Origin of the sequence: uncultured Shewanella sp. (assembly GCF_947501225.1) — a bacterium.
Taxonomy (GTDB): domain Bacteria; phylum Pseudomonadota; class Gammaproteobacteria; order Enterobacterales; family Shewanellaceae; genus Shewanella.
On the sequence record NZ_CANMUW010000019.1, the window covers coordinates 21925 to 37705 of the forward strand.

Consider the following 15781-nt stretch of genomic DNA (forward strand, 5'->3'; position numbering starts at 1 on the left):
CAACTTCAAATAATCGCTCTAAAAATCAGGCTATGTTACTTTAACAAGCGGTGAAAAAAAGCCACCGAATCCTGATACATCCGCATGGCAAGTGCCGGATCATAACGCGCCTCGCCATCACGCATAAAGGCATGTTGCGCATTAACCTCCAGCCAACTGAAATTCCTTTTAGTTTGCTCAAGCCGTTCATAGATCAGCTTACGCCCCTCGGCCGACACATGGGGATCTTGCTTGCCCCATACCATAGTCAACTCCCCCAGAATATCCCTTGTTCTGGAGAGTGAATCATTCCCCTTCTGACTCGGAATCGTATTGGAGTGGATATCTGTGGCATAGAGGCAAAATGCAGCCGAAATATCGGGGTTGATGGCTGCTCGATATGCCAGATGACCACCGACACAGACGCCCATGCTTCCGACATAGCTGGTGCAGAAAGGCAGGCTTCTGGCGAAGAGGATCAAGGCTTCGGTATCACTGTCATGATGCTCCAGAGGTTTGGCAAACTTATCTTCATTACCTTTATCTTTCCCCGCCTCGTCATAGGCCAGGACAGTACCGATAGGGTTCAACTCGTGAAAGACTTCAGGCACCAGCACCACAAAGCCATGCCCGGCCAGCATTGTTGCCGCTCTAGAAATTGGGGCCGTCTGCTGAAATATCTCAGAATAAAAAATAATGGTGGAAAACTGTCCTTCTTCATCAGGGCGGTATAGATATGTACGCATCGTCCCTGTAGCGGTAGGAATATCGTGAACCTCTTGAGTGACCATCATAATGTTAATCCTCGGCTGATAGATTAATCATTAATCTATCAGCCAATTATGCATATGTCAGTTAAAACCATTGAAAGAACCTGAGCCGAGGTTATAACAGCTCATTCGGACAGCTCTCCCCCTTCATCAGCTGCTCTACATTCAGCAGACTCGTATAAGCAATAGAGCTCAGCGCCTCACGGGTTAAAAAGGCTTGATGGCCGGTAAAAATCACGTTATGGCAGGCCGACAACCTTCTGAAGACATCATCCTGGATAATCTCACTCGACTTATCTTCGAAAAAAAGCTCCTTTTCATTTTCATAGACATCCAGCCCTAGCGCTCCCAGCTGACCCGACTTAAGAGCCTCCATGGCATCAAACGCATCAAGTAAACCACCTCGGCTGGTATTGATAACCATCACTCCAGGCTTCATCTTATCGAAGCTCTCTTTACATAACAGGTGATGATTATCCGCCGTCAACGGACAGTGGAGAGTGATAATATCTGCTGCCGGGTAAAGCTGGTCGAGAGGCACATATTCGATGCCAAGGTCGATCACGGCCTGATTCGGAAATGGATCATGAGCCAACACTCTACAGCCAAATCCTTGTAGAATTTTAATTGTTGCTAAGCCAATTTTACCTGTACCTATCACCCCAACGGTGCGGTTATGCATATTGAAACCGACTAAGCCTGACAGTGAAAAATTCGCATCCCGGGTGCGTTGATACGCCTTATGAACTTTTCTGTTCAATGTCAGCATCAGTGCAATGGTGTGCTCCGCTACCGACTCGGGTGAATAGGCGGGCACATTCACCACTCTGATCCCAAGTTTTTTTGCGGCGACCAAGTCAACATTGTTAAATCCTGCACAGCGCATCGCAATGATCGATGTGCCGTTTTTAGCTAATTCAACCAGCACCTCTTCACAGAGAGAGTCGTTGACAAATGCACAGATAGCTTCGAAGCCATATGCGAGTTTAACCGACTGCATACAGAGACGATAATCGAAGTACTCTATAGAAGCACCGAAAGCCTCGTTAGTTCTGTCGAAATGTTCAATATCATAGTGTTTAGCACTAAAAAAACCTATCTTCATACCTTCTCATCCAAACCAGTTGATTAAATGTAATTTAATCAGTATGTACGCTTTTTCCCCTGAGTGTGAAAGCAATATCACTTTTCTCACTAATTAGAGGGCTGCTATATTTTGTCCCAATAGATCAATATTAGATAATCTGGAATCTCCATATCTGCTTGCCATTCAATACGTTTGCCTTGCCACTGTACTTCTGGCCGCTGACGATGGCCCTTTTTACCGGGGTTATTTTATAAATACGATGAAGTTCACCTTCACAGGCGATAAATTCCTGATAAGCTTGCTCCACTTTCTTCTAAAAACTTAGCATTATCTCTCCACTATCATGAAAAAATCTAAGCTTTCTGAAAAGCAGTTCTGGTTTCAAAGGATAAGTAAAACCAGCCTAAGGGCATTTCACATCTTAGGGATCACAGGTGCGGGTGGTGGCATTCTTCTCGGTGTCGCTCAAACAGAGTGGATCCATTATTGGTGTATAGCCATGACAACAGGTTCACTACTTATGTTATGGGAAATTGTCAGAGATTGGCGCTGGTTGATTCAACTTAAGGGCGTACTCACTCTGGTGAAGCTTGGTTTACTGGCTCTCTTTATCCCTTTTGCTCACCTCAAGCCTGAACTCTTAATCACAGTCCTGCTACTCTCCGTTGTCGTTTCTCACGGGCCGGCAGGATTACGCCATTTCTCTGTGATACATGGACGAAGAATCGATGGAAGAAAAGAAGTTAAAGGCTAGACAGGATACAGTCTCTGAATTAATCAGCCGTTTTGCACCTGATATTATTTCAGCTTCCCCCTGTGAGGTACTGGATCTCGCTTGTGGCAGTGGAAGAAACGGGCTCTGGTTCGCTCAGCGAGATCACAAGGTTACTTATATAGATAAGTCACTCACTGGTCTCATAAATCGCTCCAATCGACATAGCTACCTCAATTGGGATCTGGAAGATGGAACCGCCCCAGCCCTACCAGCTGAAAAGTTTGATATCGTGCTTGTTTTTAATTACTTACACCGCCCACTTCTCGCGCAGATCAAAGCGGCTGTAAAACCGGGTGGATTAATTTTCTATGAGACCTTTACCGAGAAACAAGCTGAAATCGGTCGCCCAAGCAACCCTGACTTTCTGTTAAAGCCTTTAGAACTCAAAACGACATTTGATAATTGGGACCATCTGCATTACTTTGAAGGGGAGCTCAGAACCCATGGCAGGCTCAGTTATAAGGCGCAATTAATCGCACGCAAGCCTTAGGCTGATAGAGAAGATATTCAAAACAAGGGATGACTTTGTATATCTTTCAAGCCCATTACTCACAACTTCACAAGGATGAATATGTTTCCCTATCCAGAGCAATACAGGCAAGCAATCCCCCCCTTAATCACGGCATTTATGGTGTTCTGGTCACTCCTGAGCCGCTTCATATTTGGTGACAGCAGCAACATTGCCTTCTATCCACTTTTTATCCTGTTCCCGATAGTCACTCTGCTTCACGGCCAATTAATCTGGCAAGCGAGAGGCATGGAGAGGCTGGATCAATCTGTCTATGCCTTTATCCACCTTTCTCTCTCGTTCGTCGTCTGGACCTTCTCACTAATGCATGTCAACGGCAGCGGTTTTTCATAAATCTCACAAGCTAGGAAAGATTTTTCCCGCGCAGTTAAACAGGCGGTTTACCTACCTTACTCACAGGAGCGATTGCTTATCCAAGTTACATATCCGGTAGGAACATAACCGTTAGAGCAAAAAAATGCACTCAAACTGAGTGCATCTATGTCTAAGGGAGGAGCAATATCTTAAGATAATAAATGAGTTTTAATCTGGGCGAATGTCTAGTCCGTTTCTCCGCAAGCGGGGAATGGCTCGCACCCGCCCATAGGAATATAGATAACTTCACTGTTTTTCCTGTTTGAACTATTTTTTTTACTCTCTAGCAGGTATTTCTCGATAACTAACTGCTCTTTTTCAGCCTTACCATTGGACAGATTAGAGCCGTCATCCCGGGCATATCTATCCTGATTGGCAAAGACAGACGTGCAAAGGGCGCACAGCAGACCGGCTTTTATCAGCAAACCTGTATTCTTCTTATTGAGCATAACAAATATCCTTTTTCGACAAGCTGTTCACTTAAGTACGTAAAATTAAAACAAAGAGGAGATAAATTTAGTGACGGGGTAACCCATAAGTTTATCGAGCTAAGATAATAGTTGGTCATGATGTCATGCATTAAGGTATTCAAGTGAAAATAACACAGCTTACTATGGACCAGATAATAAACTAAATTCACCTGAATACCTTAAAACGGCACCAATAGCCTAATGATAAAACCCAGGGTAAAGTTACTGCTCACTAGCTTGGCTACAATCCAATCGCTTACACATACTCAGAGTTACCCCGTCGAAATAGTAAGCTAGCTCAATGAAAAGCCGTGTGTCATGACAATATGATGATGAAAAAGTGATGTTCTTATATATCAGCACCTTAGAAAGAAAGTAAGAGTGAGCTAGTAGTTAACCGCAATCACATCTGTATTTCTTGGCTTTGAAAAAACAAGGAAAACTCTCCCCTGTTTATCCACTGAAATAACGTTCCCTCTTAAACCGGCATATGGGAGTGGTTGTCTTCTCACCTCTCCATCACTTAAATTTAGACGCTCTAAAAAGTAGCCTCCCTTCGAGTAAACCAAGTTATATAAGTAACCTTCGACTATGGTCCATGACATATTGGTAGTGGCTCTGAAACCATCGTTAACCATAACCTCCTCTCCGTCTTCCAACATCCACAGCCCCTTCTCAACCCGCTTAGTGTAATAGAGTAAGCCATCTTCAGAAAACTTACCGAACTCTCCCCCCTCGACTAAGACCTCAAGGGTTTTACCCGACTCTACACTCACCAGCTTCAATATTGTTTTTCCTGATTCATCATATGCAGCAATAAATGTATCGCTGCTACTTCCCCACTCGACATTATAAATCTCACTCTCTGTTTCAAGCTTTATGAAGTTGAAAGTGTCACTGCTGAATTCATACACAAAAGGATTATTGTTGACTCGGCCCAATAATTTATTGCCACCTACCGAGAAACTGATATCTCTTATGTTATAAATTTTATTAAAGTGGCTTATCTGTTTTTCGACTCCATCAGAGGCTTTGAACCAGAGCTCAGGTACTCCTGTGCGATTAGATACAAATACCGATTCTGTTCCACCTGAATTGACGGCGCCCAGTTTATCTCTGCCGCTGGATGAGATATAAGGCTTAGGCTCACCAGTGGTTGAGTCAAGCTCTCCCGGGTAGAAGGGGCTAGCAAGCTGCCATACCTCGGTATCATTGAACTCCCCTAATACCGCAACCAGATCACCATTTTGGTTAGATATTGGAGAGATAATCGTCTGCATGATATTGGTCAATTGGCTATGAGATCGCTCTTCAAGGTCATAACGGGTCAGATGCCCTCTATTGGAGCGATAGATCAAAGATTGACTTTCACGCCCCCAGGCAAGGGTATGAAGTAGCTGGTTTACTTCGAATAAGTTTTGCCAAGTTCCCGTCTCGAGTGCCAGCAACATAACCTGCGTCTGATACCACCTGACATTTCTGAGCACCCCTAAATACCGACCATCGGGAGACAGACTCAATGCATAATCGCCCCGCCCCACAGAATAGGGTTGACTGATCTGCAGTTTATTTGAACCATTCGCGTGGATAGAGAAGACCTTCTTCTCGCTGAAATAATCAAACTGGTGATCCTCATCGATATAAAACAAACTATTGCCCGAAGGGGCCCAGACTATGCTGGTCGCCTGCATATGCCGCTTACACCCTGTCAGGGAGTCAATGCGGTTAAACTGCCCATCGAGGAGTTCGACAACCTTTAACTCGCACTCCCCACTCTTGTTGAAGGAGATGTAAGCGATCTTTGACCCGTCAGGATGAAACGCCGGATGACTCTGACTATCAAAGGGATCATTAAGGTAACTGACAGAGCGAGACTCAAGATTCATCAATCCGATACGCCAGTTTTTTGCTCCGGACTCCCTCTGTGAAAAAGCCAGAAACTTACCATCGGGTGATAATACCGGATTAAACTCCTGCCCTTCCAGGTAGGTTAACCTTTGAAGCTCAGTGTCTTTGTGCGAGTGAAGTGGAACCTGATTTGCGAATAAAAATCGAGTCCCTCCCCAGATAAGAATGATTGTAATGGCACCAATGAACAGCGTTAACTTTCCAAAGTGACAGTAGAAATATGCAAAGAATCTGCGCTTAAGTGAGTAGCCCTCCGCACTCCCGCTGCTAATATCGGTCATCACCTCAGACGTAAAGAGCTGCTCCTTGGTCACCTCTTCAATCTCAATAACCGGAGCGATGAGAATATAGCCAACTTTAGGCAAGGTTTTAATAAACTCCGGAGCCCTGGCATCATCTCCCAAATGACTTCTGAGTACGCGGATGATCCTGCTTATTGCATTATCAGACACCTCACCTCCTGCCCATACCTCCTGCAGCAGCATATCGCGACTAACGGGTTTGCCGGCATATTTGATTAAACATACCAATACCTGCATCGCTCGTAATTCGATTTTGAGTTGCGTATCGCCCTTAATAATGGTGCATTGGCGCGGATCGACAAGTCTATCCGCAAGGCGAAACCTGGAGTGAGAAAACATAATGAACCAGCTAATTAATCAACAACTTGAATACTAATAGAGCAATATCCGGAGATGAAATCAATACTCATGCACTAAAAGAGCTCTGCAATCCACCGAAGATATTGCCGTTCCAGGCTGATTTAACTTGCTTACCCGGCCCGCTTACGGGTATCTTTGCCACGCATTCACACTAAGGCTCTTTTCAATGTCTGATTTTGTATATTCACCACCGACCTCCCCCTGGCTGGAGATCATCTATCAAGATAAGGATATTTTGGTTGTAAATAAGCCCTCAGGACTACTCTCCGTACCCGGACGGGATCCCGCTCATAGCGATAGTATCTATACCCGGGTTTTAGCCGAACATCCAAATGCACAGATCGTACATAGATTAGATATGGCCACCTCAGGTGTCATCGTCGTCGCCTTGAGACGAAGCGCCGAGCGTGAATTAAAGAGGCAGTTTCGGGATCGGGAAACAAAAAAGACATACTATGCCCGGGTCGCCGGACATATAAAAGAAGAGAGGGGCAGTGTTGAGCTTCCCCTGATCTGTGACTGGCCTAACAGACCTAAGCAGAAGGTCGACCATGATATCGGTAAAGCGTCACTCACACACTTTGAAGTGATCAGCAGGGCTAAGCGCTCAACCCTGGTAAAGCTAACGCCTGTCACGGGCCGCTCTCACCAACTCCGGGTTCATATGATGGCAATAGGGCATCCCATACTCGGCGATAACTTCTATGCAGATCCACTAGCTAAACGTTTAGCAAACCGTTTGTTACTCCATGCCCAGGAATTAACGATCAAACAGCCCTACTCCGCAGAGGAGTTAACCTTTAGTTGTGACGTCCCCTTTATGGAGGCCGAAGCCGAACAGTAGCCTTGCCAGATGAGGGCCAATTCAGCTCAGACTTTGGCCCCTTGCTCACTTTTCAAACAGGCACATGGTCTGCAATGACCAGTACATTTCTCATTTTAAATAAACATATATTGGTAATTCGAAAGCTTAACGCGTAAATTAGCTAACAATCATCGCAATAATAAGTATTTCACCATGGAAACATCATTTCAGAGAGATAAGCTTGATAACCAGATCCTTTCAGCGCTCATGCAGGAGGCCAGAACCCCCTTTGCAGAGCTGGCGAAGCGATTCAATGTCAGTGCCGGTACCATTCATGTCCGGGTCGAAAAGATGAAGCAGGCGGGGATAATCACCGGCGCACAAATTACCGTAAACCCAAAGGCTCTTGGCTATGATGTCTGCTGCTTCATCGGAATCAACTTAAAGAGTGCCGGTGACTACCCCGCCGCGATATCTAAGCTCAACGCTCTTGAAGAGGTTGTGGAGGCCTATTACACCACCGGAAATTACAGCGTATTTGTAAAAGTCATGTGCCAATCGATCGATGGCTTACAGCATGTACTAATCAATCGAATTCAGTCTATCGATGAGATTCAGTCGACAGAAACCTTGATTAGCCTACAAAACCCTATCGTCAGGGCGGTAAAACCTTAAGTCCCCTGGTCCTTTCCATCACCTTCCTCTTCAGATAAATCGACCAAAAAAGTTACAGCCAATAACTTTTTTGGTCGCATAAAGTTAACATCTTGATACATCTGTGTTACAAACAACCCCCTACCTCTCGAAACAGAGAGGAGATAAATAATAGCTCCATCATTACAATTGCCTCGTGGAACCTTACCTGAGGCTGATTATTGACAAGGAATTAAGTTGTGAAAACAAAAGTATCTATCGCAGTCTCGGCCGCGCTACTGTCGAGTGCCGCCATCGCAAGCAGTGATTTTTCTACTGCCTCATCTTCTCCAGAATTAACCTCTGTAAGCAACTACAAGAAACCTCAGGTATCGAGCCCGACTATGGTAGCGCCACAGCGTTTCATCGTAGAGCTTGAGTCTCCGGCTCTGGCCAAATATAGCGGAGGCATTAAGCAGTTCGCCGCCACGGCTCCATCTGAGAAAGGGCAGAGAATCGATGTCCAGTCTGCCGGTGCCAAGAGTTACGTCAGCCACCTAAGCCTGGAGCAAAGTGCATTTTCCAAAGCACTGACAAAGAGTGTTCCCAATGCCAAAGTTGAACGTAGCTTTAAAACACTTTTCAATGGTGTGAGTATTGTTGCTCAAGGTATGACGCTCGAACAGATCGCAGCAATTCCGGGAGTTAAGTCTGTCTACCCTGAAACCATGTATGAAGCTAACATGGATGCTTCCCATGAAGTCATCAACAGCGCAGCCATGTGGGAAGCGGTTTCGGGAATGGAAAATGCGGGTAAAGACATTCGTGTCGCCGTTATCGATACCGGTATTCGCCCGGAGAACCCTATGTTCTCGGGAGAAGGCTTCAGTAAACCTACGACTGGTATGCCAGCCGATGATTACTGCTCGACGGTAGATACCAGCTTTTGTAATGATAAGCTGATTGTTGCCCGCTGGTCTCAGCCTACATTTGAAGTTTGCGCCGATGAGCATATGAGCCCGCTTGGGTATGGTGGTCACGGTTCACACGTAGCCGGCACCTCAGTGGGGAACAAGATAACTACAACTTATAAAGATATCGATGTCGATATCTCGGGTGTCGCTCCAGCTGCATACCTGATGGTATACAAGGCCCTGTTCACCAAGACCGACTGTTCACGCGGCAGCGGCTCTAACATCATGCTGATGGAAGCGATGGAACATGCGGTCAACGATGGCGCCGATGTCATCAACAACTCATGGGGTGGTGGCGCCGGTGGCGATCCGGCTAACAGCCCATATAAAACTATGTACGAAGCGGCTGAAGCCGCTGGCGTTGTCGTCGTTACCGCCGCGGGTAATGACGGTAATGGTGCACAGACAATCGGTTGTCCGGCATGTATCGAATCAGGTATCACTGTCGCTAACAGCACAACGGGCCGTTTCTTTGCTAACAGCTTCACAATGGGTGATGATGAACTACTCGCCATCCAGGCAAATAACGAACTACTCACAGAAGATATAACCTTGCCTGTCATTGCTGCTGTGAATATCGATGCTGAAAATTTCGAAGGCTGTGACCCCTTCCCGGCCGACTCATTTAAAGATGGTATCGCGTTGATCTCAAGAGGCGCCTGTGCATTTAGCGATAAGGCAGCCAATGCAGAGGCTGCCGGCGCCAAGGCGATGGTTGTCTACAACAGCAAACCCGGCGCACCTATCAGCATGTATATGCCTGATGCCACGCTACCGAGTGTGATGATTTCAGATGCCGATGGCGCAGTCGTCATCGAAGGCCTTGAAGAGGGCGGGACCTGTACTATCGGCTCAACGGTTAAGCGCATCGCAAACTCATCTCTGGCGGATCTGATCAACGCATCAAGCTCTCGTGGTCCAAACGGAAATCAAAATATCCTTAAGCCGGATCTGGCGGCCCCAGGCACCTCGATTCTTTCAGCCACCTCTCCCGATGAAGATGGTACAGACTTTACCACCATGACAGGTACGAGTATGGCCAGCCCACATGTAGCCGGTGCTGCGGCCATGATGAGTCAACTTCATCCTGACTGGAGTGCCAACGATATCAAGACAGCGTTAACATCGACCTCCCATATGGATGGTGTTCTCGATGATGATGCAGAGACAGCAGCCAACCCATTTGCTATGGGTGCCGGTCGTATGGATCTCGATGCCGCCGCCAGAGCGGTGTTAACATTCGATAAGCCATCGGTTGCTTCCGACTCCTGTGTCGGTCCATGTACCTTTACCCGTACCGTTTATAACAAGAGCGATGAAACAACATCATGGTCACTCTCCGCTTCTGCCGACAGTGCGGGGATCAGCGTATCACCGACAACACTGGAACTCGAGGCTGGCGCCTCAGCCACATTCACCGTTACCGTAGATTCGACATTCAGTGAATATGGCTCGTGGATCTTCGGCAACGTCATGATCAAGAGTGATGAAGGCAAGCAAGATGCCCACCTGCCACTTGCCGTTATGGCAAAAGAGTCGAGTGACGCCTCTCTTATCTCGACGCTCACAACACAGGCGGATATCGAGGCAAGTGATGAGTTCCCAATTAAGGCCGTAGTTAATAACTCTATTTTCGAAAATACAGTTACCATTACGGCTCAGGCTCCTCAGGGAACCCAGCTGACCTCTGAAGATGACGTTACCGTCTCTATCGGCGGTGCTGCGCAACATGGTTTCGATGTAAATACAGAGCTTGGACGCATTACCTGGGTCGGTAAGCTCGACCTGCCGGAGATGAGCTCAGTCAAGGATGTCGGTGGCTTCCCCAGCATCATAGATTTAGGTGTGTTACCTCAGCCATGTGAAAGTGGTTGTGATGAAACTGCACTGACATTCTCATCGCTGCCGAGCTTTAAATATAATGGTGTCAGCTATGACAGCATCACCATGGGCGATAATGGTTTAGCCATTGTAGGTAGCGGTTCAACTTCCGGTACATGGAACAACAAGCAGCTCCCCGATTCGGCTAACCCGAATAATATCATCGCTCCTTTCTGGTCTGATTTCGACCTGTCTGACACCTCTGGTACCGATACCGGTGGCGGGGATATGGCTATCGGCATATTTACCGGCGGTGATGGTACAACCTGGTTGGCGTTAGAGTGGAAAGATGCACAACTTTGGAATGATGCCTCAGAAACCAAGTACAGCTTCAGTATCTGGATAAAGACCGGTGATGAAGAGCAGGTGATATTCAATTATCTGGACGTGCCGAACATGCCAGCCAACTTGACTATCGGTGCTGAAAATATCGGCGGCTCTGTGGGTACAACCTTCCACTACAATGGCCAAGGTAGTACGGTTACTGCAGGTGATGCTGTAGTGCTGCAGTCATCGACTGCCGGTAGCGTTGAGATTGACTACAAGGTTAAGTCAACTGAATTTAATCCGGGTCATGCCGATTCTGTCTCTGTGGATGAAGAAGCAACATTATCGTTTAATGTCCTCGATAATGACATGAAGGAGCAGAAGGTTGCTCACGCTTCAGTCAAAGGCGATGGCATGACTGCCGAAGCTCTGCGCCTCATCGATATCGCCCCTACCGGCGTACTGGGTAAGGCAAAGATCGTAGATGCGCCATCTCACGGTGAACTCACACTGAACGAAGATGGCACGGCTGAATATACCCCTGAAGATGATTTCTTCGGTTCAGACAGCTTCAGCTATACATCTGAAGATGCCGATGGCAACACGGGTAAAGCCACCGAGGTAAATATCACTGTAAATAACGTTAATGATGCTCCAACGGTCAGCCCATCAGGCATGAGCAGTACCGAAGGCTTCGCAGTTAAAGCCTCGGCAAATGGCAGTGATGTTGATGGCGATGCTCTGACCTACACCTGGACACAGGTAAGCGGTACAAGTGTTGAGTTCACCAATGGTGGCGAAGTCATCAGCTTTACCGCACCATCTGGCGATCATGAGCTTGTCTTCTCTGTCGTTGCCTCCGATGGTGAGTTAGAGAGTGAAGCGGGTACGGCAACTATCACAGTAAATGCAGTCCAAGAGAACAGCTCTTCTGGCGGTTCACTGGGTTGGTTGACTATGCTACTGCTTCCTTTCGCAGCTCTTCGTCGCCGTAAGCGTTAATGTAGCGAGTTAAAAAGTAGAACCCAAGAAGGGAGCCCGATGGCTCCCTTCTTTATCTCTGACTTTCCAATGCCCCCAGCTATAAAACCTGTCGTTCACAGCTCAAAAACCTGCGTCATCACCTTATACATTTCAGTTCCCTGATATACAGATGCTGAGGCGAAATGTAATATCGGCACGCAGTCCTGACCGAGACTCAGCGGCGTCAACACCCGCTCACAATCAAAAAGATCTAATCTCAGAATATTTGCCAGCGGCTCCCCGGCTGCCAGCGGCTCTCCAAGCTTTGCCAGGTACTCCACCATCCCGCCGATTGGTGCGTGGTACTTCTTGTAGTTTTTAAGATAGCAGGCATAGCGTGGCATCTGCACAGGCTCGACTCGTTGAGCGATAACGCCACGGGAGCTCAGATAAGCTAAGATCCCCCGAGCATCGACGACTGCATCTTTCAGATTGATATATTCCTGAGGCCCAAGTTCCAGAGTAAAGGCCGAAACAGGCACCTCACACTCGCGGCCGATTGAGTTCATATAGTCGCTCAACTGCCACCAGGGGCAAAAAACAGACTCATCCATCGCACCACCAAACTCATTAGGAATAAGCAAGGTATAGGGTATAGAGAAAAGAGATGCCGCCTTGGCATCATATTCAGGACAATAGAGGTGTTTGCATGACTTGGGCCCGGTATGAAGGTCTAAGACAATATCAGCCTGGTGCGCCATCAACTGAAGGCTAACGGCCTGCCTGTGCCCCGAGGTAACTCCCCACTCATCTGACAGTCGCTGTTGACACCGCTCCACCAACATATCTCTGAAACGATTAAATAGCTCGGTATCACTTAACTCCTGATGAGTTTGATACCAGGCGGCGATATCCAGCTTATGATCAAGGTACTCACGATTCCAGTTCACCCCTGTAATGGGATCGAAGCGACCCAGGGTAAATTCACCACTCTTTTGATTAATCCCCAGAGGGTTGGCCAAAGGAACAAGCGTGATATCTCCACACAAGGTATATCCCTCTAACAGCTGCATCAACTGATAGATAACGGCATTACCCTGCACCTCCGCGCCATGCACATTGGCTTGAATATAGACGCTCGGTGCCGTTACCTTTTCAGCCTTCAGACTGAAGATGGGAACGGTGAGATCTTGACCCGTAGCTAACTCACCTATCTTGAGCGACGATTGGGTAACGCGCATGACTTCTCCTAACTTGCTATTGCTCAAACAGGTTTGCATGAAGCGCACTCACAACTTGAGCCGCTTCAGACTCTGACACCAACACACAGAGGTTATGGGGGCTCGCTCCCTGACAGATCATGCGGACATTATGGGGCTCTAACACCTCAAATACCCTGCGACACACTCCGGGAGTTGAGGCTATCTTATTACCTACTATGGCCACCAATGCCAGTTCATCTTCGACACGAACGCGGCAATGTTGCGACAGCTCCTGTAGCAGAGCCTCACTCAGTAAGCCATTTCCCGCAGAGTCCGAGCCCGTCTTATCCAATGTCAATGAAACATTCACTTCGGAGGTCGTGATTAGATCGACACTGATCTTGTGTCTTGCCAGAGTGGCAAATGTTTCGGCCAGGAAGCCCTGAGCATGAAGCATCTGCAGGCTATGCAGGTTGAGCAATGTTTGATCCCGGCGAACCGCTACGGCCCTGTAAACAGGGGCATCTTCTACCTGATGTCGGATCCAGGTTCCCCCTCTTTCAGGCTCGCGACTTGACCCGACAAACACCTGAATTTTTTGCCTCACGGCAGGTAAGATAGTCGCAGGGTGTAGCACCTTAGCACCGAAGGTTGCCATCTCAGCGGCCTCATTAAAGCTGATCTCAGCTATAGGGCTCGCTTTAGGCGCCAGTCTGGGGTCGGTCGTATAGATCCCCGCCACATCGGTCCATATTTCGACGGCTGTGGCTCTTAAAGCCTCGGCCAATAACGCCGCCGAGTAGTCACTCCCCCCCCGTCCAAGGGTTGTGGTACAGCCATTTTCATCACTGCCGATAAAGCCTTGAGTTACAATCCGCTGCGAACTTAAGAGTGGTACCAACTCTGTAGCGGCAAGCGCGGCGACCTGCTCAACCTGAGGTTCTGCTCGACCGAAGTGACTATCTGTCCTCATCACCCGGCGAACATCGAATGCAGTGGCCGTCTCCCCCTTCTCTCTGAGCACGGCAGCAAACAGGGCCGACGAACACTGCTCACCTTGAGCGAGTAGTTCATCCATTGTTGCCTTATCTCTATTGCGACTAAGCTCTTCGCTGAGTGATGAGATTCGGCTAATCACAGTATCCAGCCTCGCGGCCACCTCCTGAGGACTGCCTAAAGCATCGAGGATTTGATATTGAATATGCGCAATTTGCTTAATGAGCTGAATCCTTCGCTCATCACTGGTTTGCTCCCGGGTCAACTCAACCAGCAGGTTAGTGACACCACTGGAAGCACTGACAACGACAACACGGGTATCGGGATTAGCAAGAATAATATCGGCACAACGGCTCATCGCAGCGTAATCCGCGACAGATGTACCACCAAACTTAGCAACAATAAGGGACATTACACAGCCTCCACAGAGAGCAGACACTGAACAGAAAAACAGGGATAAGAAACTAACATGATTACGCTCCGAACATAATTCGTTCGAAGAGCCTGGTGTAAAGATTACGCACCCGATAAGGAGGAATGACGATCATCACCAGAAGCTCTCCACCAATAAACAGGTGACAATCGATGGGATTCAGCCCGAACGACCGATATCGTATAAACCCAAATATACTAATATCTCGGCGCTAATCTCCCTCATAAGTCATCATCAGAGTTTGGACTCTTCAGACTTACTACCTAGTTAGCGCTCCTCTTCTGTACCTTATTTAGACCACCAGCGATAGTATGCCACCATAAGGAGAGTTGAAATTATCAAATTTTGACCAATTAAGTCAATGAATAAAAATGGCCAGGATTCGGCTGGTATGCAAAACTCGTTTTTACCCGGCAGCAGAAGCCGACTTCAGGTGAAAAAATCACGCTTAAACTTCAATCAAGGTCTGGCAGTTCATTAACCAGACGTACCCGGGATGAGAAGGTACCAATCTCAATCTCTTGCAGCTCACTCTCAGATAAAAGGCAGGGGATCAACTGAAGTTTACCCTGCTCGACAAAATAGATGGCATTTTGATTAAATTGACAGCCTAAGCGTATTGCCGATGCTTTATCTATGGCGACCGCCCAACTCTTTTCCATATGAGCACGATCGCTCGAAGCGCCAATCATGGCCCGGTACGGCCTATGAAGTTTTTCGATTGCGAGTTGAAGTTGTCTGTCGAGAAGACGGTTTTGGCAGGCGGAAAGTAGCTGACCTTTCGGGTTGTGTGCGGTAATTATTGCAAATGTAAGTTCTGAAGATAGTGCTTGTGTAAAAAGAAACTCGGCCTCTTGATAGTATTGCCACAGGCTGTTTAACTCACTCATCTGGATCATATCCCCCAATTTGATTCCGAAGATTATAGCAAATCCAATATATCTTCCCAGCCACGTGACACAAGTCACACCACACTTTTTCACCCACTCCTTAAAAATCAGCACGTTACAGATTTTAACGTGATTTAGATCATATCCACGGGTAATTTTGTTAACATTTCATTTGTTAACAAATGCCTAAAACGAGTACAATG

General features: G+C 47.3%; 13 protein-coding genes and 1 riboswitch. Of the genes, 6 read left to right on the forward strand and 7 right to left on the reverse strand.

Going from position 1 to position 15781, the window contains the following annotated elements; all coding sequences use genetic code 11:
• Positions 1–35: 35 nt before the first annotated feature.
• Together Q1B47_RS19230 and Q1B47_RS19235 are read right to left on the reverse strand one after the other, a co-directional pair.
• Entirely contained in the window at positions 36–773 is a 738-nt protein-coding gene (locus Q1B47_RS19230) for a dienelactone hydrolase family protein (protein WP_299797456.1), read from the reverse strand.
• A gap of 91 nt (positions 774–864) precedes the next feature.
• Positions 865–1854, reverse strand: a complete 990-nt coding sequence (locus tag Q1B47_RS19235) for a 2-hydroxyacid dehydrogenase (protein ID WP_299797459.1) — start codon at positions 1852–1854, stop codon at positions 865–867.
• 325 nt (positions 1855–2179) lie between these two features.
• Here Q1B47_RS19235 and Q1B47_RS19240 point away from each other — a divergent pair, with 325 nt between their 5' ends.
• The 3 genes from Q1B47_RS19240 to Q1B47_RS19250 all read left to right on the forward strand — a co-directional run bounded on the left by Q1B47_RS19240 (position 2180) and on the right by Q1B47_RS19250 (position 3473).
• Positions 2180–2590: a hypothetical protein gene (locus tag Q1B47_RS19240; RefSeq protein ID WP_299797463.1), complete on the forward strand. Its 411-nt coding sequence runs from the start codon at positions 2180–2182 to the stop codon at positions 2588–2590.
• Complete coding sequence (locus Q1B47_RS19245; RefSeq protein ID WP_299797465.1) at positions 2565–3101, forward strand: methyltransferase domain-containing protein; 537 nt, start codon at positions 2565–2567, stop codon at positions 3099–3101. Before Q1B47_RS19240 ends, Q1B47_RS19245 begins: the two co-directional genes overlap by 26 nt.
• Before the next feature lie 81 nt (positions 3102–3182).
• Entirely contained in the window at positions 3183–3473 is a 291-nt protein-coding gene (locus tag Q1B47_RS19250) for a hypothetical protein (RefSeq protein WP_299797467.1), read from the forward strand.
• A gap of 206 nt (positions 3474–3679) precedes the next feature.
• Here Q1B47_RS19250 and Q1B47_RS19255 read toward each other — a convergent pair whose 3' ends face one another.
• Both Q1B47_RS19255 and Q1B47_RS19260 read right to left on the reverse strand, forming a co-directional pair.
• Entirely contained in the window at positions 3680–3943 is a 264-nt protein-coding gene (locus tag Q1B47_RS19255; RefSeq protein ID WP_299797470.1) for a hypothetical protein, read from the reverse strand.
• A 407-nt stretch (positions 3944–4350) separates the two neighbouring features.
• Complete coding sequence (locus tag Q1B47_RS19260) at positions 4351–6513, reverse strand: winged helix-turn-helix domain-containing protein (RefSeq protein WP_299797472.1); 2163 nt, start codon at positions 6511–6513, stop codon at positions 4351–4353.
• Between the two features lie 187 nt (positions 6514–6700).
• Here Q1B47_RS19260 and rluA point away from each other — a divergent pair, with 187 nt between their 5' ends.
• The 3 genes from rluA to Q1B47_RS19275 all read left to right on the forward strand — a co-directional run bounded on the left by rluA (position 6701) and on the right by Q1B47_RS19275 (position 12096).
• A complete protein-coding gene (rluA, locus tag Q1B47_RS19265; protein WP_299797475.1) occupies positions 6701–7378 on the forward strand; it encodes a bifunctional tRNA pseudouridine(32) synthase/23S rRNA pseudouridine(746) synthase RluA in 678 nt (225 codons plus the stop codon).
• A gap of 174 nt (positions 7379–7552) precedes the next feature.
• Complete coding sequence (gene asnC / locus Q1B47_RS19270) at positions 7553–8014, forward strand: transcriptional regulator AsnC (RefSeq protein WP_012141167.1); 462 nt, start codon at positions 7553–7555, stop codon at positions 8012–8014.
• A gap of 218 nt (positions 8015–8232) precedes the next feature.
• Positions 8233–12096 (forward strand): S8 family serine peptidase, encoded by a 3864-nt coding sequence (locus Q1B47_RS19275; RefSeq protein WP_299797482.1) that lies wholly within the window; start codon positions 8233–8235, stop codon positions 12094–12096.
• 95 nt (positions 12097–12191) lie between these two features.
• Here the strand turns inward: Q1B47_RS19275 and Q1B47_RS19280 are convergent, their stop codons facing one another.
• The 3 genes from Q1B47_RS19280 to Q1B47_RS19290 all read right to left on the reverse strand — a co-directional run bounded on the left by Q1B47_RS19280 (position 12192) and on the right by Q1B47_RS19290 (position 15587).
• Positions 12192–13298, reverse strand: a complete 1107-nt coding sequence (locus Q1B47_RS19280) for a succinylglutamate desuccinylase/aspartoacylase family protein (protein WP_299797484.1) — start codon at positions 13296–13298, stop codon at positions 12192–12194.
• Positions 13299–13314: 16 nt separating this feature from the next.
• Entirely contained in the window at positions 13315–14667 is a 1353-nt protein-coding gene (gene lysC / locus Q1B47_RS19285) for a lysine-sensitive aspartokinase 3 (RefSeq protein ID WP_299797487.1), read from the reverse strand.
• Positions 14668–14801: 134 nt separating this feature from the next.
• Positions 14802–14977, reverse strand: a riboswitch (Lysine riboswitch).
• A gap of 166 nt (positions 14978–15143) precedes the next feature.
• The gene (locus tag Q1B47_RS19290; RefSeq protein ID WP_299797559.1) at positions 15144–15587 is read right to left on the reverse strand and encodes a DUF3293 domain-containing protein; all 444 of its coding nucleotides are present in this window, start codon (positions 15585–15587) and stop codon (positions 15144–15146) included.
• Between the last annotated feature and the right edge of the window lie 194 nt (positions 15588–15781).